22 protein-coding genes are annotated in these 21,650 nt (G+C 36.9%); 21 read left to right on the top strand and 1 reads right to left on the bottom strand.

Annotated features, from left to right (window positions below):
* Window positions 1-292: 292 nt before the first annotated feature.
* The 7 genes from FZC76_RS05470 (at window position 293) to FZC76_RS05495 (ending at window position 5,930) form a co-directional block, all read left to right on the top strand.
* The gene (locus FZC76_RS05470) at window positions 293-2,296 is read left to right on the top strand and encodes an acyltransferase family protein (protein WP_148987247.1); all 2,004 of its coding nucleotides are present in this window, start codon (window positions 293-295) and stop codon (window positions 2,294-2,296) included.
* Between the two features lie 131 nt (window positions 2,297-2,427).
* Window positions 2,428-2,592 (top strand): hypothetical protein, encoded by a 165-nt coding sequence (locus FZC76_RS22890; RefSeq protein ID WP_187441957.1) that lies wholly within the window; start codon window positions 2,428-2,430, stop codon window positions 2,590-2,592.
* A gap of 284 nt (window positions 2,593-2,876) precedes the next feature.
* Entirely contained in the window at window positions 2,877-3,698 is an 822-nt protein-coding gene (locus FZC76_RS05475; RefSeq protein WP_148987248.1) for a flagellar hook-basal body protein, read from the top strand.
* A gap of 24 nt (window positions 3,699-3,722) precedes the next feature.
* Window positions 3,723-4,565: a flagellar hook-basal body protein gene (locus FZC76_RS05480; protein ID WP_148987249.1), complete on the top strand. Its 843-nt coding sequence runs from the start codon at window positions 3,723-3,725 to the stop codon at window positions 4,563-4,565.
* Between the two features lie 203 nt (window positions 4,566-4,768).
* On the top strand, window positions 4,769-5,068 hold the full coding sequence (locus tag FZC76_RS05485; protein WP_148987250.1) for a DNA-directed RNA polymerase subunit beta: 300 nt from the start codon (window positions 4,769-4,771) through the stop codon (window positions 5,066-5,068).
* A gap of 80 nt (window positions 5,069-5,148) precedes the next feature.
* Window positions 5,149-5,580 carry a 3-hydroxyacyl-ACP dehydratase FabZ gene (fabZ, locus tag FZC76_RS05490; RefSeq protein ID WP_148987251.1) on the top strand — a complete coding sequence of 144 codons (432 nt, stop codon included), beginning with the start codon at window positions 5,149-5,151 and terminating at the stop codon, window positions 5,578-5,580.
* Between the two features lie 119 nt (window positions 5,581-5,699).
* A complete protein-coding gene (locus FZC76_RS05495) occupies window positions 5,700-5,930 on the top strand; it encodes a hypothetical protein (protein WP_148987252.1) in 231 nt (76 codons plus the stop codon).
* Between the two features lie 59 nt (window positions 5,931-5,989).
* Here FZC76_RS05495 and FZC76_RS05500 read toward each other — a convergent pair whose 3' ends face one another.
* Complete coding sequence (locus FZC76_RS05500) at window positions 5,990-6,454, bottom strand: hypothetical protein (RefSeq protein ID WP_148987253.1); 465 nt, start codon at window positions 6,452-6,454, stop codon at window positions 5,990-5,992.
* 292 nt (window positions 6,455-6,746) lie between these two features.
* Here FZC76_RS05500 and FZC76_RS05505 point away from each other — a divergent pair, with 292 nt between their 5' ends.
* The 14 genes from FZC76_RS05505 to murJ all read left to right on the top strand — a co-directional run bounded on the left by FZC76_RS05505 (window position 6,747) and on the right by murJ (window position 21,562).
* Complete coding sequence (locus tag FZC76_RS05505) at window positions 6,747-7,499, top strand: YveK family protein (protein ID WP_148987254.1); 753 nt, start codon at window positions 6,747-6,749, stop codon at window positions 7,497-7,499.
* Complete coding sequence (locus FZC76_RS05510) at window positions 7,489-8,199, top strand: CpsD/CapB family tyrosine-protein kinase (protein WP_262372426.1); 711 nt, start codon at window positions 7,489-7,491, stop codon at window positions 8,197-8,199. The genes FZC76_RS05505 and FZC76_RS05510 overlap by 11 nt, the downstream gene beginning before the upstream one ends.
* 93 nt (window positions 8,200-8,292) lie before the next feature.
* Window positions 8,293-10,128: a polysaccharide biosynthesis protein gene (locus tag FZC76_RS05515; RefSeq protein ID WP_148987256.1), complete on the top strand. Its 1,836-nt coding sequence runs from the start codon at window positions 8,293-8,295 to the stop codon at window positions 10,126-10,128.
* A 15-nt stretch (window positions 10,129-10,143) separates the two neighbouring features.
* A complete protein-coding gene (galU, locus tag FZC76_RS05520) occupies window positions 10,144-11,037 on the top strand; it encodes a UTP--glucose-1-phosphate uridylyltransferase GalU (protein WP_148987257.1) in 894 nt (297 codons plus the stop codon).
* 228 nt (window positions 11,038-11,265) lie between these two features.
* Window positions 11,266-11,625, top strand: a complete 360-nt coding sequence (locus FZC76_RS23620; protein ID WP_148987258.1) for a type II secretion system protein — start codon at window positions 11,266-11,268, stop codon at window positions 11,623-11,625.
* A gap of 374 nt (window positions 11,626-11,999) precedes the next feature.
* Window positions 12,000-12,629: a sugar transferase gene (locus FZC76_RS05530; protein WP_148987259.1), complete on the top strand. Its 630-nt coding sequence runs from the start codon at window positions 12,000-12,002 to the stop codon at window positions 12,627-12,629.
* A gap of 28 nt (window positions 12,630-12,657) precedes the next feature.
* Window positions 12,658-13,542, top strand: coding sequence for an SDR family oxidoreductase (locus FZC76_RS05535; protein WP_148987260.1), 885 nt, complete (start codon window positions 12,658-12,660; stop codon window positions 13,540-13,542).
* A 14-nt stretch (window positions 13,543-13,556) separates the two neighbouring features.
* On the top strand, window positions 13,557-14,660 hold the full coding sequence (locus tag FZC76_RS05540) for a glycosyltransferase family 4 protein (RefSeq protein WP_148987261.1): 1,104 nt from the start codon (window positions 13,557-13,559) through the stop codon (window positions 14,658-14,660).
* Between the two features lies 1 nt (window position 14,661).
* Window positions 14,662-15,561, top strand: a complete 900-nt coding sequence (locus tag FZC76_RS05545; protein ID WP_148987262.1) for an ATP-grasp fold amidoligase family protein — start codon at window positions 14,662-14,664, stop codon at window positions 15,559-15,561.
* A gap of 54 nt (window positions 15,562-15,615) precedes the next feature.
* Complete coding sequence (locus FZC76_RS05550; protein WP_148987263.1) at window positions 15,616-16,605, top strand: glycosyltransferase family 2 protein; 990 nt, start codon at window positions 15,616-15,618, stop codon at window positions 16,603-16,605.
* Window positions 16,606-16,620: 15 nt separating this feature from the next.
* Window positions 16,621-17,514, top strand: coding sequence for a glycosyltransferase family 2 protein (locus FZC76_RS05555; RefSeq protein WP_148987264.1), 894 nt, complete (start codon window positions 16,621-16,623; stop codon window positions 17,512-17,514).
* A 31-nt stretch (window positions 17,515-17,545) separates the two neighbouring features.
* Entirely contained in the window at window positions 17,546-18,631 is a 1,086-nt protein-coding gene (locus FZC76_RS05560) for an EpsG family protein (protein ID WP_148987265.1), read from the top strand.
* Window positions 18,632-18,771: 140 nt separating this feature from the next.
* On the top strand, window positions 18,772-19,860 hold the full coding sequence (locus FZC76_RS05565) for a polysaccharide pyruvyl transferase family protein (RefSeq protein WP_148987266.1): 1,089 nt from the start codon (window positions 18,772-18,774) through the stop codon (window positions 19,858-19,860).
* 178 nt (window positions 19,861-20,038) lie between these two features.
* Window positions 20,039-21,562: a murein biosynthesis integral membrane protein MurJ gene (murJ, locus tag FZC76_RS05570; RefSeq protein ID WP_148987267.1), complete on the top strand. Its 1,524-nt coding sequence runs from the start codon at window positions 20,039-20,041 to the stop codon at window positions 21,560-21,562.
* Window positions 21,563-21,650: the final 88 nt, after the last annotated feature.

Consider the following 21,650-nt stretch of genomic DNA (forward strand, 5'->3'; position numbering starts at 1 on the left):
AACAAAAACAAAAGGAGCACCCATTCAGGGCAGCTCCTTTTGCACATTAACAAACCAAAATAAACAGCAAAAACTAAAGGGGTCTGTGGGGTCTGTCCCCCTTAAAAGACGACATAAAATAATTAAATCCCCCACGCGGGGGACTGACCCCGTCCTTACGCTCTTCCACAGCTCCCAACCAACCACCAAACAACACACCAGTTTACACCCCAAAAAATCTCCGCTATCATAAAACTAATTAAACAACCAAAAAAATATTTATCCCATAAGTACCGTAAAAAGGAGCACCACCATGCCATCCAACACTCAATCCCAACCACCAACCAAAAAGCGATTCCGCACCGAAATAGAAGGGCTCCGCGCCGTCGCAGCCCTCCTAGTAGCAATCTACCATATATGGTTGGGCAACGTCTCAGGGGGAGTAGACGTCTTCTTCGTTGTCTCCGGTTTTCTCATCACAACATCCCTACTAGGAAGAGTCCAACGCCAAAGAAAAATAGACATCCTAGACTTCATCCTCGGCCTAGCAAAACGCCTCTTCCCGGCAGCTTTCTTTGTCCTGCTCGTCGTCACACTAGCAAGCATGCTCTGGCTCCCGCAAGTCCAATGGGCACAAACACTCCAAGAAATATTTGCGTCCGCTTTCTATTATCAAAACTGGCAACTTGCCTTTAATGCAGTCGACTATCTCGCACAAAACAACGAAGCAAGCCCAGTCCAGCACTTCTGGGCAATGTCGATCCAAGGACAATTCTACCTACTATGGCCGACCGTAGTTTTCGGACTTGCCATACTAATAACCAAAAAAACCAAAATAAACTTCAAAGCGACTCTAACCACAGCACTACTAACTGTTTTCACAGCATCACTGACCTATTCCATCTACCTTACATCCACCAACCAAGCATTTGCCTACTTCCACACCTTCACACGAGTATGGGAGTTCGCACTTGGAGGAATAGTCGCTGTACTTGGTTCGCACGTCGTCTTACGAAAACCTTTCAGTTTCATCCTAGGCTGGATCGGATTAATTGCTATTGTTTTATGCGGCATTATTCTCCAAGTATCCACCGTCTTCCCAGGGTACGCCGCACTTTGGCCGACCCTTGCGGCCATCTTCATCATCTTGGCCGGCAACAACGGAGGAACCTTTGGCGTACACAGATTTCTAAGTCTGAAACCACTAACAAGCCTTGGCAATCTATCTTACGCCCTCTATCTCTGGCACTGGCCAATATTGGTCTTTTATTTCATCTTATCAGGCAAAGAGACAGTTTCATTACTAGATGGACTAGCAATCATCATTGCTTCTATCATCTTGTCTTACGTTACAACCAACCTGATCGAAAAACCAATTCGAACAATGAGAAAAGAAACGCCAAAATGGAAGCGGGGATCAGTGGTCATTGCCTGTATGCTGCCAGTTGTGGCAACGGCATCACTTTGGGCCAACCAAATTAATAAAGCAGAATCGGAACTTGCTAACCTAATACAGAACGAGGAATATCCTGGAGCACTTGAAGTCTTCTCCAATAACGTAGTGGAAGATGTGCCTGTCCTGCCAACACCACTACAGGCACAGAACGATCTTCCGAAAGTATATGAGGACCAGTGCCATCAAAATTTGGAGGACTCTGAAGTAATTGCTTGCGAATATGGCGCAACCAATAACCCAATCTATACAGTCGCCCTTGTTGGGGGATCTCATTCCGCTCAATGGTTACCTGCACTAGAAGTGTTTGCTCAAGAGGAAAAAATCAAGGTCATAAACTATACAAAAAGTTCTTGCCGTTTCACAGCGGAAGAAGTGAACCCTGCCACATCCGAATCTTGTTACAAATGGAACAAAGAATTAATGCAAACCCTCCTATCAACCAAACCAGACCTTGTCTTCACCATTGCAGATGTTGGCCGAAAAGCGGAGGTGCCAGAAGGATTTGTCCAACAGTGGGAAACTCTAAACAAAGCAGACATTCCCGTCTTCGCACTTAGAGACAACGCCTGGTTCGAATTCGATGTACCGTCTTGTTTGGAAGAAAAGGGAGTCGATTCCCTGGAATGTGCACAAGAAAGGGAAAAGGCGCTGCCATCTGAGAGTCCATTCAGTAAATTGGAGACCGTCCCATCAAATGTGAACTACGTGGACCTTACCGACTATCTGTGTGAGGAGGACTATTGCAAACCTGTAAGAGGAAATGTCCTTGTCTACCGTGACAAACACCACATTACTGCGACATATGTGAAGACGATAGCTCCTATCCTGAAAAAGGAACTATTTGCTGTGCTCAATAAGTAATCCAGAAGAGCTAGGCCGTAAAACAGTTATGGCTCTTCTTTCCCATTCTTGATCGCCACCCTCTTATGTTACAAATCCTCCACGAAGGGTATAGAAAGAATACATCACAAAACCGTGGAGGTGCATCTGACATGTACCAAAGACTTTTGAAAATATGGCATTCTTACAGAGCGAGTTATCATGAAATTCTCATTGATGATTGCTTAGATGAAACATTACGCAAAACGTTAATCAATAAACTCAACTACCATAGACAAAAACTAAATGAAATGCACCAACTAAGCCCCTACCAGTAATGGAAAGGGCTTCTTTTTATGAAACAACCCAGCTGTGGATTGGAGCAAAAGGCGAAGACTCCAGCGGGGGAGAAGCGACATTGTTGAGACCCCGCAACGAAGTGAGGAGGCTCAAGGTCGCCCCGCGGAAAGCGCAGCCGTTTGCGGAAAGGAACAGCGGTATTCACCAGCCTATTCCTAAAAAAATCCAATAATCATAAAATTACATATATCGACAAACTCACATTTGTACTATAATAGAAATTAGAAAAATCTGTACGTTAAAAAATTTGAGGTGAAGTCGAGTGTTACGTGGATTCTATACTGCAACAGCGGGGATGATTTCTCAGCAGCGCCGCATGGAAATGATGTCGAACAATCTGGCAAATGCCAATACGCCTGGCTATAAAGCAGACCAAGGATCATTAAGATCCTTTCCTGATCTACTCCTACAACGGATGGAGCAAGCAAACGGTACGAAAACATTCAGTCCTATGTCGAACCCGAATGACCCGGTCCGCCTAAGCACAGGTGTGTACCTCCAAGAAACAAAGCCTAAGCATACACAGGGTGATTTGCGCCCTACAGGAAATGATACTGACCTTGCAATCCTAAATCAAAACCTGCCAGAAAATGCATCGGTGTATTTCACAGTCGAGCAAGTAGACGGTACACCTCGCTATACAAGAAACGGGAACTTCTCCATTGATCCTGAGGGCTTCTTAACAACAAACGGCGGGCTTTATGTACTTGATGAAAATAGTAACCGAATCCAGATTAGATCCCGTTCCATGCTGGTTCAACAGGACGGCACAATCCTTGAAGGAGATATCCGAAATACCCGACTTGGAATGGCGCTTGCAAACAACCCGGATGAGTTAGTGCGTGAAGGGAACGGCCTTTACCGAACTGCAGAAGGCGTAGCACCTCTTCAAGACGCTACAGGAGCGGCTGGAGTGAACTATCAAGTGTCACAAGGACATATCGAACGATCGAATGTAGACACGGCTCAAGCAATGAGTGACATGACGGCTGCCTACAGAGCATTCGAAGCGAATCAGAAGATCATTCAAGCGTATGATATGAGCATGCAAAAAGCAGCAAATGAAATCGGCCGAATAAATTAAGCCTCTTATGGAGGGAGAAAATAAATGAACAGAATCATGCTCAATGCAACCAATACAATGAACCAGCTTCAAAAGCAGTTAGACCTAATCTCACACAATGTGGCGAATGTAGACACAGTCGGATACAAACAAAGAAGTGCCACCTTCCAAGAACTGCTTGCACAACAAACAAACAACCAGCCACTGGCACAATATGATAACCAAACGGCACGTCAATCAGAGCTTGGGATCCGCGTTGGCTCAGGATCAGGCTTAAGTAAAACACAACTACACCTAACACAGGGACCTATGAAAGCCACCGATCGTATGTTAGACTTCGCACTAACAAAGGAAGATCAATTCTTTACGGTTCAAGTGACGGAAAATGGGCAAACTAGTACACAATTTACTCGAAATGGTGTATTCTATTTGTCGCCGATCAATAATGCCGAAGTAATGCTCGTTACTTCAGAAGGACATCCAGTGCTGGATAGTGACGATCAGCCGATCATACTACCGGAAGATGTGAAAGAAGTTAAACTTCAAGGAAGTGGCATTCTTTCTGCCATGATGACAGACGGACAAGCCATCGCACGTGAACTTGGAATAGCAGAAGTCATTAGACCGCAAATGCTAGAGTCAAGGCCTGGTTCTCTTTATGCAATACCACTTGCCAATGTACAGGATCCAGAAGCGGTAGTAGGCTATTTACAAGGTGGAGCACGCCAAGTTATCAGCATGCAACAAGGAATGCTCGAGCAATCCAATGTTGACCTTGCATCAGAAATGACGGAACTAACCTTAATGCAACGATCCTACCAATTCAACGCAAAATCCGTCCAATTCGCAGACCAGATGATGGGCCTCGTAAACGGACTGAAATCTTAAAGATAAATGTGGTCTTTAGCTGGTGATTGGAGCAAAAGGCGAAGACTCCTGAGGGAGATAGCGGTAGCTTGAGACCCCGCAGGCGTAGCCAAGGAGGCTCAAGCACCGCCCCTAGGAAAGCGAAGCCATTTGCGGAAATCACCAGCGGTGTTCAAGTCACACCAACAAAGTAGTAAATCCAACGAAAAAGGAGAGGTTGCGCAATGGAGCAAGAAACAGGCAAAAAGAGCTTATCAAGGGAAGAATTGCGCAAAGCTCAAAAAAATAAAGCAAGCCAACAAGAAGAAATAACTGCAACACAAGAAGAAAAACCAAAAAAATACAAATTTCGAATCCGTCTCATTCCAATATGGCTTCGCCTCATCATCCTCGTTATCGTCATGGCAGTAGCTGTCGTTGCCGGCGCCATGTTCGGTTACGGCGTACTCGGTGGAGGTAATCCAATGGATGTGCTCGAAAAAGAAACCTGGCAGCATATATTAGACCTGGTCAACAAACAATAAGGGAGTCCGACAAAGGACTTCCTATTTTTTATGCCTTCCTATATAATTGTAAGTAACTATTAGTAGGAGGTCACAAAAACATGCTTGAGATTAACCAAATCAAAGAAATCATTCCACATAGATACCCATTCCTTTTAGTCGACAGAATCATCGAACTGGAAGAGGGCCAACGCGCAATCGGCATCAAAAATGTAACTGCCAATGAAGAGTTCTTCAACGGACACTTCCCTGAGTTCCCCGTAATGCCAGGCGTATTAATCGTAGAAGCACTAGCACAAGTCGGAGCAGTAGCCATGCTTAAAAAAGAAGAAAACAAAGGCCGCCTTGCGTTCTTCACAGGAATTGACAACTGCCGATTCAAAAAACAAGTAGTCCCTGGGGACCAGCTTCGCCTAGAAGTCGAAATGACACGTGTACGCGGCAGTATCGGCAAAGGAAAAGGTACGGCAACAGTTGACGGACAACTCGTCTGCGAACTGGAAATGATGTTTGCGCTAGGACCAAAGCAGTAATTTGAAGAAATTTGCAAAAATCATGCAAGCTTTCTCGAAAAATGGGGAATATAAAAAGGGACCAAGCAACATGAGCTAACAAGGTCTTGAAATTCCATTTACGAAAGGAGAAGGTTTATATGAACAGCAAATGGTTATTAAAATTAACTGGTACTGCTTTAGCAGCAATGCTAATTACAGGATGTGCAGCAAACAATCAGGATGTTCCTCCGCCAGAAGAAGAGCCGCCAATGGAAGAACCTGCAGATCCTGAAATGGAAGAAGATCAAAACATGGAAGAAGATATGGAGCAAGACAAAGAGAACATGGAAGAAGATATGGAAATGGAAGAGGAAGAAGACCAGCAGTAATCTCTTTCATACATTGGGGGACAGTTCATACTGTCCCTTCTGTACGTACGAACAAAGCTTCACTTCTTATAGTCCCAAACTATCCGCCACTCGCCGTCTTCCTGAACAACATACACAAATTGCACAAAAACAAAATGGCCGTACTTCCCGTGGTAATCCTGCTTCACTTCGAATTCATACACAGACCCAAACGCTTCCCCGCCTTTCTCCATCTTCCAATTCTTTATCTCCTTTACCTTGCCAATATCAAATGAAAAAGTGTCTGCCCCAAAGTGTCCGTTAAACACGTGCGCCCGGTCCTGCACATACCCTCCCCTTGTAAACTTCTCCCTCATCTGGCTATGTAACAGTTCCCACGAATGACTGTATTCTGCATTACTTTCGTATTTGTAAAATTCATGGACAATTTGTTTCGCCTTTCTTTCAGATCCCATAAAGATGGATGAGAAAACAAACATTAGCAAAACAGTTGCTCCAATACCAACCAGTAACACAATAATCGGATTGCCTCTTCGTCTCCGCATAAAATATCTCCCCTAAGTTTGTCCATTAAGATACAACCATTTATATGCAGAATTACCCAACTTATTAAACATTCGACAAACTCCACCCTTGTTTCGACAAAATACGATTTATTTGTAAAAAATTACACGGGATTTTATGGCGCTTTCAAAGAATTCCCTCTTTTATTACAGAGAAATTACAATTAATATGTAGATAAGATAGGTAATCTCAACTATAATAGTTTCTGTATGACAGAATATGAAAAAATATGTAGGAACCATAAAGTTTACCAATATTATGTCGGAGGTCATCATGGAAGAAACTATTAGTCTAAAAGAACTATTTCAAACGATAAAAAAGCGTCTGTGGCTTATCGTACTCTTAACCGTTCTAGCAACTACAGCCAGTGGAGTCGTGAGCTATTTTTTGTTAACCCCAATCTATCAATCTTCTACACAACTACTAGTCAATCAATCTAATCAACAAGGTATGGTAGACGTAAACCAGATCCGATCCAATGTAGAAATAATCAGTACATACAATGTCATAATAAAAAGCGATGCAATTCTAGAAAAAGTAAGTCAAGAGTTAGATGGGAAAGAATCAATTCCATCACTGGATTCCAAGATTACGGTAGGGCCTGAGGGAACCTCTCAAGTGTTAAAGATCACAGTGGAACACGAAGATCCCGTGATGGCAACCAATATCGCCAACACGACAGCAGAGGTTTTCCAAAAGGAAGTAACAGAATTAATGAATATGAACGTCGAAAGCGTAACCATCATAACACCTGCTAAAATTTCGGATAATCCATCTCCAATCAAGCCTCAACCAGTACTTAACATGGCAATTGCCTTCGTTGTAGGTCTTATGGCAGGGGTGGGACTAGCATTTCTACTAGAGTTCTTGGATAACACAGTTAGAAACGAACAAGACGTGGAGAAGCTACTTGGATTACCGGTACTAGGATCTATCACGGTGATTGAAGATAAAGATGTTCAGGAAGCGATCAGGCAACAAAGACAAACGAAAGCTAGAACAAGGGGTGAGACGGTTGGCTCTTAAGAAAAACAAACTCAAGAACAAGGCAAAAGCAACGACTAGCCGTCATCTAATTTCCGATAAATTACCAAAGTCACCAATTTCGGAACAATATAGAACCATCCGAACAAATATACAATTCTCTTCTGTTGACAAACAATTACGCTCCATAATGGTTACATCATCTGGTCCTTCTGAAGGGAAATCTACAACGGCAAGTAACCTGGCAGTAGTAAATGCACAACAAGGGAAGAAAGTGTTGTTTGTGGATGCTGACTTAAGGAAACCGACAGCGCATTATACATTTCAACAGGATAACTTTAAAGGGTTGACCACAGTCCTTACTAGACAGTCGACACTACTAGAAACCATCTTTCCAACAAGAATTCCTAACTTAGATATATTGACAAGTGGTCCAATTCCACCAAACCCAGCAGAACTATTAAGTTCTAAAATGATGGAGGAGCTACTTGTTTCGGCATATCATGAATATGATGTCGTGATTTTCGACACACCGCCTGTTCTTGCGGTAACAGATGCACAAATCCTTGCTAACCAATGTGATGGTACGATCCTGGTAATCGCAAGTGGTACAACGGATAAGGATAGCGCTATTAAAGCGAAAGAATTGTTAAACTCCGCGAAGGCAAAACTGCTTGGCGTAGTCTTAAACATGAAAAAACAAAATGACAGTTCGTATTACTATTACTACGGAGGAAAATAAGAGGATATTTCATCCTCCTATTTTTCGGCCTGAAAGCATGACTATATCACTATAATTTTTACATAAAATTCAAAAGAAAAGGAGGGTACCACCTTGACTTACAAAAAACGTCTTTCATTACTGATATTTGTCGACTCGCTCATTGTTTTGACAGGCATTTATTTCAGTTTTTGGATGATTATGCCGAATGAGAGTGTCTTTAGCTCCCAAACTTTATTTTATAGCTCGTTGACCCTTATCATTTGGCATCATTTATTTGCTTATTCCTACAAGCTCTACAATAAAGCCTGGGAATATGCAAGTATTGGAGAATTAATGGGCATCACAAAGGCTGTAACCTACTCTGTCACTGTTACAGGTTTTGTTCAGCTAATAGTAGACGCAGACATATACGTACGCGTACTTATCATCACTTGGATGTTACATATGTTACTTATAGGTGGTTCCCGTTTTTCTTGGCGTGTGTACCGTGATTTTTATTATAAAAGAAACAAGAACAAAAAACGTACCCTTATTGTCGGAGCAGGTGCAGCGGGTACAATGGTAGCACGACAACTGCTTCAAAACAGAGATGCAGAGTTGATTCCGGTAGCATTCGTCGATGACGACCCTAAAAAACAAAAATTACAAATACTAGATGTACCAGTAAACGGTGGAGTCAGTGATATTGAATCGGTTGTGGAAAAGATGGAAATCGACAACATCATCATCGCCATCCCGTCACTTGGAAAAAAAGAAATCAACACCATCTACCAAGAATGCGTCAAAACAGATGCCAAAACGAAGATTATCCCTATGTTAGAGGATCTCATGTCTGGAAAAGTATCTGTCAATGAATTCCGTGACGTCGAAGTAGAAGATCTTCTAGGAAGAGAACCGGTAAAGCTTGATATGGCGAGCATCTCCGAATCCATTACAGGAAAAACAGTTCTTGTGACAGGAGCAGGGGGTTCTATAGGTTCTGAAATCTGTCGTCAGATATCAAATTTCACTCCAAAAAACCTAATTTTACTTGGTCACGGGGAAAACAGTATTTACTCCATCGAGTTGGAGCTTCGTGCAACTTACGATACAACCATTAACATTTATACAGAAATCGCAGATATTCAAGATAGAAGCAAGATTTTCTCTATCATGGAAAAGTACAAGCCAGACGTTGTCTACCACGCAGCGGCGCATAAGCATGTGCCATTGATGGAACGCAACCCGGAAGAAGCAGTGAAGAATAATATCTTTGGTTCTAAGAATGTTGCGGAAGCGGCGGATACCTTCGGTATTGATACGTTTGTGCTTGTTTCTTCTGATAAAGCAGTGAATCCGACGAACATTATGGGATCCACTAAGCGTTTTGCGGAAATGGTGGTTCAGCAGCTAGCGCAGGAAAGCAAGACGAAGTTTGTTGCTGTGCGATTTGGGAATGTGCTGGGGAGTAGGGGGAGTGTTATTCCTTTATTTAAGAAGCAGATTCAGGCTGGTGGTCCGGTAACCGTGACACATCCGGATATGACTCGTTACTTTATGACAATTCCGGAAGCTTCAAGACTTGTTATTCAGGCAGGTACGCTTGCACGTGGTGGAGAGGTATTTGTGTTGGATATGGGGGAGCCGGTTAAGATTGTTGATTTGGCGAAAAACCTAATCACCCTTTCGGGCTATTCTGTTGATGAAATTGGCATCCGTTATTCAGGTATCAGACCAGGTGAAAAATTGTATGAAGAACTACTAAATGAAAATGAAATCCATAAAGCAGATATTTTCCCGAAGATCCATATTGGGAAAGCGCCATTAAAGGATGAAATGATATTAAGTTACTTTTTAAATAATTTTGAACAGATGAGCGATGCAGAATTGAGAAGTTATCTTCTATCTGTTGCGAATAACAAAGAAGATGAGTTAAAGCATTTGTTTGCACAAAAAGTTCCCGTTTAAAAGGAGGAATACAACATGCAAAAAGTTAGAAAAGCTATTATACCAGCGGCAGGCTTAGGAACAAGATTTCTTCCTGCAACAAAAGCTCAACCAAAGGAAATGTTGCCGATCGTTGATAAACCAACTATTCAGTTCATCATTGAAGAAGCGGTAGCTTCTGGAATTGAGGACATTATTATTGTCAGCGGTCGTGGCAAGCGTGCAATTGAGGATCATTTTGATAAGTCCTATGAGTTAGAGGAAACTTTGGCGAAGAAGGGGAAGTTTGAGCAACTTGAAGAGATTCAGGAAATAAGTAAGCTGGCAAATATTCATTATATTCGTCAGAAAGAGCCTCTTGGGCTTGGGCATGCGATTGGGTGTGCGAAGCGTTTTATTGGAGATGAGCCGTTTGCGGTATTGCTTGGGGATGATATTGTTCATTCTCCTCAAAAGCCTTGCTTGAAACAATTGATTGAGGTGTATGATCGGTTTAATTCTTCTGTATTAGGTGTGCAGCAAGTTCCGATGGAGGATGTATCCAAGTACGGTGTAATTTCAATTAAAAATGGCGCAATTGATGAGGGTTGTTTCCATATTGATAGTTTGGTGGAGAAGCCGAAGATGGAGGATGCGCCTTCTAATCATGCGATTATGGGTAGGTACGTCCTTCGGCCGGAGATTTTTGAGATTTTAGAGACACAAGCTCCTGGTGCTGGTGGAGAAATTCAGTTGACGGATGCGATTAAAGAATTAAACGAAAAGCAGATGGTTGTTGCTTATGAGTTTAGTGGAGTACGCCATGATGTTGGGGATAAGTTTGGATTTATTAAGGCGCAGTTGGATTTTGCATTGGAGCGAGAGGATTTGCGAGAGCAGATCGTAGATTATATGGAACAGTTGGTGGAGAAAGCGAAGGCGACGATTTAGAAGAATATTTTTGTTTTTGGTGCCTTGCGGCCCGATATAGTAGATTATTGATTGAAGAGAATAGGTGATGTCTCCTTACCTTTATCAATGGGGGCACTCGGTTGCACTGTGGGTGGGGAGCGATCTCCACCTTAGATACGAGGGGTTATCAATGGTGTGGTGTGAGGTGGGGTTAAATGCCCCTCTATTTTTTTGTGTATAAATACATCAGAAGGTTGGTGTAGGTGCATGTTGAAGAAGTTTGTTAAGAGAGATAAGGGCTTAACTCTAGTAGAAATATTAGCTGTTTTGGTGATTTTGGGGATATTGGCTGCTATAGCAGTACCTTCGGTACTTGGTCATATAGAAAAGACAGAAAGTGATGTATGTTATGTTAATTCTTCAGAGCTAGAAAAGAGTTACCATCAACAACTAATGCTGAAAGGCAAGGATCATAGTGATATAGAATTCACTTCGTTTTTGGTTGAGCATGATGAGTATGTGTGTCCGGTAGGTGGAACTTACCATTATGTTGATGAGGAAGTGGAGTGTAGTGAGCATGGGGGTGTAGCCCATGAGGAAGATGAAGGAGATGTTCCGTTTTTGTAGAGGATTGAGGAGAGTATAGAAAGTGCTACATAGAGATTAGATAAATGTGCTCTCTTGATTAAATGGTGTTGTGGAACTGACTATCGTAGTTAGATTGAGTGCTATAAACCTTGCGGGATAAGGGTTTGAGGCGTTTTTAGTGAGAGTTATAGATTGATTGAATGGTATATATAATAGGAAGGAACTCGGTATAGGGTGGTTTTGAAGTGAATATCTATTTCGTATTTGCTTGGTAGATTGAATAGATATTACGAGGTGGCTATCAGTAGTAGATAACAATTTTAGTGGTTTAGTAGTTGGTTGGAATTCAAGAATAAAAGATTCTAATTAAGTCCTAAATCTACTAAAGAACAAATTTTAAGGAGTGTAGCTGGATGTATATGAAGGTTAAAAGATCAATAGATATCATTCTTTCTTTAATTGGACTTATTGTTTTATCTCCAATTTTTTTAATTCTAATTATTGCTATTAAAATTGATTCAAGAGGGCCGGTTCTGTTTAAGCAAAAGCGTGTTGGTATTAACAAGACCCACTTTAATATCTTGAAATTCCGCACTATGAGAATAGACACGCCTAAGGACACTCCAACTCATTTATTAGGTAATCCAGAACAGTATATCACAAAGATGGGTAAATTCCTTAGAAAAACCTCACTTGATGAGCTTCCGCAGATTTGGAATATATTTGTGGGGCAGATGAGTATTATTGGGCCAAGACCAGCACTATGGAATCAGTATGATCTGATTGCTGAACGGGATAAGTATGGTGCTAATGATGTGCCACCTGGATTAACTGGTTGGGCACAGATTAATGGTAGAGACGAGCTTCCTATTGAAGTGAAAGCGAAGTTGGATGGAGAATACGTTGAGAAGATTAGCCTCTGGATGGATGTAAAGTGCTTCTTTGGGACCATCGTTAGTGTAGTGAAGAGTGACGGTGTTGTTGAAGGTGGGACTGGAGTTAAGGAGGAAGTTGCTAGTAGCAAGGAGAGCATATCTAAATGAAAGTAAATAAAGATATAGAGGTGTAAAAATGATATTAGTTACAGGGATCACTGGTCATACCGGGAAATATTTTTTACAAGAACTTACTGAAAATAAATATGAAGGTCGTATTCGCTGTATTGTCAGAGAAACTTCTGACACTTCAATATTAGATTCTAGCGGGTTAAAGATAGAAAAAGTGATTGGAGATATAACAGATGAGGAATTTTTAGATAAATGTATGAAAGGTATAGATACAATAATCCATATTGTAAATATCAGGCACACACTTCCAATAATCAAAGCAGCTATGAATAATAAAGTATCGAGGGCAATATGTGTGCATACAACAGGAATCTACTCGAAATTTAAAATTGCATCTGAGGAATATAAAATTATTGAAACGGAACTTGAAAAACTACTGGTTGGAACTGAAATTAAGGTAACTATATTACGCCCGACTATGATATATGGTGACTTATGTGACCATAATATGAGTCGGTTTATAAAGATGGTTGATAAGTTTAGAATTTTTCCAGTCATTAATCAAGGGAAAGGTTTAATTCAACCAGTCAATGCCCGTGATCTTGGTAAAGCCTACTACGAAGTACTTATGCTTCCAGTAGAGAATGCTAAATCAGAATATAATCTCTCGGGAGAAAAGCCTATAACAATGCTTGAAGCATTTAAGCTGATTAGTGGAAACCTCGGGCGAAAAAACATATTTATAAGTTTTCCATTGGGTTTCGGAGTATTTTTAGCTAGGTGTTTAAAAATTGGAACGTTTGGTAAAGTTGATTACGTTGAAAAAGTACAACGAATGAGTGAAGACAGGTGCTTCTCACATGAGGAAGCTAAAAGAGACTTTGGATATACCCCTGAACCATTTGATATTGGAATAGCTAGAGAAGTTAGGGAGTATTTAAATAGATAGTAGGGGGATTAAATATGGGAAAGAGAATATTGATTTTATCAAATCATTTTATAACTCTATATAATTTCAGAAGAGAACTTATTACTAAACTTATTAAGGATAACCATGAAGTCTTCATATCAATGCCAAAATCTGAAGAGAACACTTTTTTTAGTGACATTGGTTGCAGAATTATTGAAACGCCCGTAGATCGCCGAGGGGTTAGTCCAATTAGGGATTTTGGACTCATTAAAAAATATATCAAGATCATGAAAAAAGTAAAACCAGATATTATTTTCTCATACACTATTAAACCTAATATTTATGGAAGTATAGCCTCTAATCTTTTGAAAATTAGACAAATAAGCAATATTACCGGTACTGGTGCAACTTTTTTAAACAAAAATACCATTAGTGAGATCGCAAAGGTGTTATACAAAATTTCACTTAAGAGCTCGTATAAAGTGTTTTTCCAAAATACCGGAGATAAAGATTTCTTTATACAAAATAGTATGGTAAAAAATAATTTTTCAATGCTTCCGGGTTCTGGAGTGAATTTAGAACAGTATTCATTATGTGAGTTGCCATTAGATAATAATATTAACTTTATTTTTATAGGAAGAGTTATGGAATTAAAAGGCATTGATCAGTACCTTGAAGCTGCTAGAAAAATTAAAGAAATCAATCCTAACACTAACTTCTACATTGCCGGTTTTATTGAAGAAGAAAGGTATAAGACAATCATTGAGGATTTCCATTCCAAAGGGATTGTTAAATATATCGGTTTTCAAAGAGATATAAAATCATGGATACAAAAATGCCACTGTACAATACTCCCGTCACATGGTGGAGAAGGAGTTCCAAATGTCCTTTTAGAATCTGCAGCGATGGGGAGAGTCTGTATCGCGTCTAAAATTAATGGTTCTATGGATGTTGTTGATGATGGTTTGTCTGGTTATTTATTTGAAGTAGGAGTTTCTGAAAGCTTAACTGAAAAGATTAAAAGTTTCTTAGAGAAAGATTATGAAGAAAAAAAGCAAATGGGTCTAGCTGGAAGAGAGAAAGTCGAAAGAGAATTTGATAGAAATATTGTTATAGATGCATATTTAAAGGAAGTAAATGAGATAGAGGTGACATAGATTGAACTATAAAAAATTAATTCCGAGTCAAAAATTAAGGTTGGAACTTTTAAAATTTCTTGATTTTTTACCGGATAAATTAATGATTAAACTTCAATATAGATTAAGCACTGGCAGAAGGTTAAACATTAAAAAGCCAACAAGATTTACTGAAAAAATACAATGGTATAAACTTTTTTATCGTAAGCAGCTAATGGTTAAATGTTCTGATAAATATGATGTAAGAGAGTACGTAGCATCAAAAGGATATAGCGATATATTAGTTCCATTATATGGCGTTTATGATAGAGCAGAGGATATAGTTTTTGATGAATTACCCAACCAATTTGTTTTAAAGACTACAAATGGGAGCCATACTAATATAATTTGTGAAGATAAATCAAAATTAGACATTGAAGTTGCAAAGAAAAAATTAAATCAATGGTTGAATGCGTGGGAAGGTAAGGTTGGAAGAGAATGGGCATATCACGAAATAAAACCAAAGATTATTTGTGAAAAGCTATTAGAGAAAGACCAAAATAATGATTTAGTCGATTATAAGTTTTTTTGCTTTAACGGACAACCTTTTTCTCTCTATGTCATTGTTGAGAGATTTCTTAAAGATGGTATTAAATTGGGGATTTTTGATACATCATTTAACAAACTTCCTTATAAAAGAATAGATATACCCGCTTTAAAAAGAGACATCAAAAAGCCCAGAAATTTTGAAAGAATGTTAAAAATAGCTAAAGATTTATCAGTAGATTTTCCACATGTGAGGGTCGATTTATATAATATTGATGGAGTTATTTATTTTGGCGAATTAACGTTTTATAACGGTAGTGGATATAAAGGGTATGTACCTGATGAGTTTGATTTCGAATTAGGAAAACAATTCGTATTACCTAAGTCTATCAATTGATAAAGTTATAAAAGATTAAGTTAAGAATTGAATTTTTAATAATAGGAGAAAAAAATGAAAAATATTTTTAACCCAAAAATATCGGTAATAATACCCGTTTATAATACTGAACAATATCTAAACTATTGTGTTGATAGTGTTTTAAATCAAGAGTATCAAAATATTGAAGTTATACTTGTTAATGACGGCTCAACTGATAAAAGTGCTGACATTTGCGATAAATACCAAAAGGTTGATGAAAGAGTAAAGGTTATTCATCAGAGTAATAGTGGCGCTTCAACAGCAAGAAATAAAGGTATAGATAATGCTACTGGTGAATATATAATGTTTTTGGATAGTGATGATTTTTGGGTTGACGGTTGTTTAGGAAAAATTATAAGTAAACTTGAGAAGAGTGAAAAAGAAGTCGATGTTATGTTTTTGAAGTATGCTGTAATTAAAGAAAATGGGAGTCTTACAGACTTTAAAGGATATAAGTTCGACTATTTTAATAGAGTAGAATTACTAAGATATATTTCAACTCAAGATAAAGTTGCTGTGAGTGCATGCTTGAAAGTAATCAACAAGAAAATTTTTTCAGATAAAAGAGTGTATTTTAAAGACTCATTGTTGGCAGAAGATATTGACTGGTTCTTTAAACTTGTGTCGGTAGCGAATAGCTTTGTAACATATGATGGAGGATTTTATTGTTATAGAATTCTTAAGAGCTCTGCTTCACGGAGCACTAATGAAAAGAGAATCGCAGATTATCTTTATATATTAAACAAATGGATAAAATTAACTAGTGAGAAGATTGATGAAGCTGAAAGGGACTACTTTTATTACATGATTGGATATGAATATGAAATATTACTTGCTACCTTTTTTGACTATGATAAAAGAATTCGTGACAGATATCTAATTGAGTTAAAAGATCTTTTTTGGCTGTTAGATTATAGAAATAAACCTCGTAGTAACCTGATTAAAATACTAAATAAAACTATAGGTTTCAGATACACGTGTAGATTACTTAACTTATATTTGCATAAAAGAAAAATTAAGTAAGGTTGGTGAAAATGTATGTCAGATAAAAATTTGGTAACTGTTTTAACACCGACATTTAATAGAGCGTATAAATTACCTGATCTCCTTAATAGTTTGTTAAGTCAAACAAACTTTAATTTTGATTGGTTAATTGTTGATGATGGAAGCACTGATGATACCAAAGAAATTGTGAAAAAATTTAAAAATGATAATTTTAAAATAACCTATATTCAAAAAGAAAATGGTGGTAAACATACCGCACATAATGAAGGTATAAAACAAATTGATACAGAGCTAACTATGATTGTTGATAGCGATGATATCCTGAAAAGTGATGCGATACAATCAATTTATAATGAGTGGATTCCCGTTCGTAATAAAGGTTTATGTGGTGTAAGTTTTTTAAAGGGGGATAAAGTTGGAGGAATCAGTGGTTTAAAATTTCCTGAGGATAAATTTATTGGAAATTTCATTGATGTGAGAATTAATAGGAATGATATAAGTGAAAAAGCAGAGGTTTGGGTCACGGATGTATTAAAAAAGTATCCTTTTCCAGTATATAAGGGTGAAAACTATGTAGGTGAAGGTTCAATCTGGTGTATGATAGCAAAAGAAAAAGATATGTTGTTCGTAAACAAAGTTATTTATATATATGAATATGAAGAAGGCGGCCTTACAAGAGCAGGGAAAAGTTTACGAGTCAAAAATCCTCTTGGAGGTATGTTTGGAGCTAAAGTAACATTATCAAAAGAATTTAATTGGCGGATGAAAACAAAAAAGATGTGGCTATTCATCTGCTATGGGTTTTTTGCAAAAATGAGAATAAAAGATATGTTCAAAGAGTGCCCAATGAAAGTATATTTTATTATAAATATACCTTTTGGTTTCTTCCTATATTTATATTGGAAGTCAAAATATCTAAATAAATAATTTTTTTACAATTTACACAAGAGGAGATCTTATGATAACAGCATACTTTTTAGCTCTATTACTCGTAGTACCTATTTTAGTGCTGCGGGAGTTATTTAGTAAGGATTCAAAAGGTAGAAATGAAAAATATACTATAGTCATGTGGTACGTTGTATTTATATTTGTAATAATTACAGGATTACGAGATACTGCTACGATATCTGTTGATCTATTACGTCAAAGTGACGAATATAATTATAGGCAAGCATTTTATCAATTGATAAATACACCATTCTCTTTATCTAACGTAAACTCATTTGAATGGGGACGTTATCTATTTGACTGGACTTTAGCGAATTTTTTTAAAGATTCTCAAGTGTGGGTATTTTCATATGCTTTACTAACCAATATATTGTTTGTAAAAACTATTAGAAAATACGTAAAACCACTTTGGTTTGGGGTATTTTTGTATATAACGGTTGGAGTTTTTACTTTTCAAATGAATGGGACAACGAGTGTGCTAGCCGGTGCAATTCTATTTTCGGGTATAAAATTTGCAGCAAATAGAAATTTTTTCAAATACTTTCTGGTTATTTTTGTTGCAGCTGGCATACATTTTAGTGCCTGGGTAATGTTGCCATTGTACTTTATTCTAACTAAAAAATCCTTCTCAAAAGCCACTCCTGTCTGGTTCATTATTTCTGTATTGTTTATGATTTTCTTTGAAAGTATAGCAAATTTTATTTTACCCAAAACACCATATGGACATTATTTAAGTCATATTAATAGTGATGAAGTCTACGGAGTCAGTATCCTAAGAACGCTAATTTTTTCAAGTATATATATATTTATATTAACTTTTAAAAGCAAAATTAAAAATTATAATCTTGTTGATCGCTATTGTACAAATATAATTGTGCTACTTCTATTCATTAATATCTCTTCACTGGCTTATGTTTATATTTACAGATTTAATGAACTCTTTATTTTTGCACTTATTTATATGTTGCCTAGAGTATTGTATTCTTTTCAAAAAAACATTAGGTATCCACTACTTTTATTAATAATTATCGCTTTTTTCATCTTTGGCTTACAGCAAAATTGGAATAATTTATATGAAAATATTTTATTTAAGTAGTCATACAAAACCATCAACGATCGTCTTCATCCAAGCACTAGACCTTATGAAGACTAACTAGTATTCCCTAAAGGGCTTATGAAAAAAACAAAAACGTAATAGAACACCTTTTATTCAATAAAAGAGAGGGGCAATTTCAAATGAAGTATAATAAAGCCTTTATTTCTGCATACGTAGCAGGAAATTTAGGGGATGATCTTTTTATAGATGTTTTATGCAGGAGGTACCCTAACGTACAATTTTTTATATTGGGCTCAAATAAATACAAGAGTTACTTTTCAGAAATAGAAAACCTAAGCTATATAGGTTTTAATCATTATGTGTCGAAAATTATTAATAGAATTGAAGTATTTTATTTTATCATGCACTTTATAATTTCAAGATTTATTAAGTTAAATATATTAGTTACTGGAAGTATTTTTGAAGAACGTGGTGACTATAGAAAGAATATGCGTAAGAAGAAATACAATACTAGCTTTTTTAAAGATGTTTATTACCTAAGTTGCAGTATGGGTGAGTATAAAAACGAAAGTTTTATAAACGAATGTAAAACAGTCTTTAGTAACGTCAGAGATGTTTGTTTTAGAGATTCTTATTCTTATGACCTATTTAAAGACATGTCGAATATACGTGTAGAGTCAGATCTGATATTTCAACTACAGTATGATATGAAACAACCAGAGAATTATATTGTGATTTCTGTTATTGATCTCGAAAGTCGAGATAGATTAAGCTCATTTGAGAAAGAATATCTAGATAAATTAAGGGATATAATTATTGGATTAATTAATGATGGTAAGCGAATTGTTTTAATGGGTTTTTGTGAGAATGAAAGGGATCATGTAGGAATTGAAAAGTTAATAAAATTACTTCCTGAAAAATATAAGAGTAGCACTTCTGTATATATGCATGATAGTATAAAAGGTTCATTAGAAACACTTGCAAAAAGTAGCGGTGTAATTGCAACTAGATTTCATTCTTTTGTCTTAGCCTATGTAATGAACAAACCTATGTATAATATTATTTATAGTAGTAAAACCAAAAATGCAATTAATGATTTAGGGAACAATATACCAAATATTAATATTAATCAAATTGATGATTTGAGTATTAGTGATGTAATATCGGCATTACAATCCCAACCTGAATATGCTAACAATAAGTTGATTCCAAGTTCGAAAAATCAATTTATGTTTCTGAATAAAGTTCTCGAAACAAACGCGGATTAGTTTTCATAAGAAATGCAGTCATATACTAAGTTGCCACAAAAATGTTCTAATTATGAAGAAGAGATTTTAAAAGTGTCTTGTGGTCACAACTTTTAATTGCAAATATAATGCTTAATAACCAAAAAAATATCTAAGGTTAATTTACTTAATTAAATAAATAATAAATGGAGAATAAAGAATGAAAAGAATTGCAGGGCTAGTAATATTACTTACTATTTTTTCGAAAATTTTGGGTTTTTCTAGAGAACTAATTCTAGCCTACTATTATGGGGCATCACATATAAGTGATGCTTATTTAATTTCACTAACAATTTCAGGAACAATAGTTGCTTTTATAGGTGTAGGACTCACAACGAACTTCATACCTATGTATACAAAAATTATGGAAATTGATGGTGCACAAAAAGCAAAAAGCTTTATGAATAATGTTGTAAATTTTACTCTGATTGTATCTACGCTAATTGTAATATTAACTATTGGCTTTACTGAACAGATAGTGAAAGTATTTGCAGTTGGGTTCGAAGGTGAAACGCTAGATTTAGCTGTAAGTTATACCAGAATAAGTATTATGGGAATCTATTTTTATTGCCTTTATTATGTGTTCTCTGGTTTCTTAAATATGAAAAAGAAATTTTTGCTACCAGTCCTAACTACGTTACCATTTAATATAACAATAATTTTATCGATTTTATTAAGTACAGTTTATGGAACCAAGATATTAGCGCTTGGATTTGTATTAGCAGTAATATTTCAAGTATTATTTTTAGTCCCTTCTCTTATTAAAGAAAAGTATAAGTATTCCTTCGTTCTTGACTATAAAAGTGATAATCTACGAACAATGATATATTTATCGCTACCTGTAATATTGGGTACATCAGTTAATCAGATCAATGTATTGATTGATAGAACAATTGCTTCAAGTATCGTTGTTGGAGGGATTTCTGCACTGAATTATTCTAGTAGGTTAAATCACTTTATTCTTGGAATATTCGTAATGTCTATTGCAACTGTTGTTTTCCCTACATTTTCCAAGTTGGCGGTAGAAAAAGACTTTAAAGGCTTAAAGAAATCTTTGAAAGAAGTTATTATTGTAATAGCATTAATTATCATTCCTGCTACAATAGGTACAATGATATTTAGTAAACCTATTGTTGAAGTATTATTTGGTAGGGGGGCCTTTGATCTACATGCAATGTCATTAACATCATCGGCGCTATTTTTTTATTCAATTGGTCTAATAGGATTTGGTCTTCGCGAAGTATTGGCGAGAGTGTTTTATTCTCTTCAAGATACAAAGACACCAATGATAAATGCAGCGATAGGAATGGTTTTAAATATTATTCTTAATATTACTCTCTCAAAGTATTTAGGTATAAGTGGACTTGCTTTGGCTACTAGTCTTGCTGCAATAACTACAGCAATGTTAATGTTTTTTAGTTTAAGAAAGAGAATTGGTCATTTTGGTATGAAGTCATTATTAAATACATTTATTAAAATCTCAATTTCTGCATTTATTATGGGTGCAACTGCTAAGTTTATTTTCAGCTATTTAACTGTTATTTCTAGCCAAACTATAGCACTATTTTTATCTATTGTTATAGGTTTAATAGTTTATTTAATTATATTGTATTTTATGAAAATAGATGAAGTTGGGTTAATTGTTAAAGTAGTGACAGCAAAATTAAATCTTCGTCGAAATTAAATAAATTTAAGTTAAAAGAAGAGAAATATAGAAATACACTTCCCCCAATATTTATAGGCGGGAAATAACTAGTTTGTTTACAAAGTCA

Origin of the sequence: Sutcliffiella horikoshii (assembly GCF_008180725.1) — a bacterium.
Classification (GTDB): domain Bacteria; phylum Bacillota; class Bacilli; order Bacillales; family Bacillaceae_I; genus Sutcliffiella_A; species Sutcliffiella_A horikoshii_B.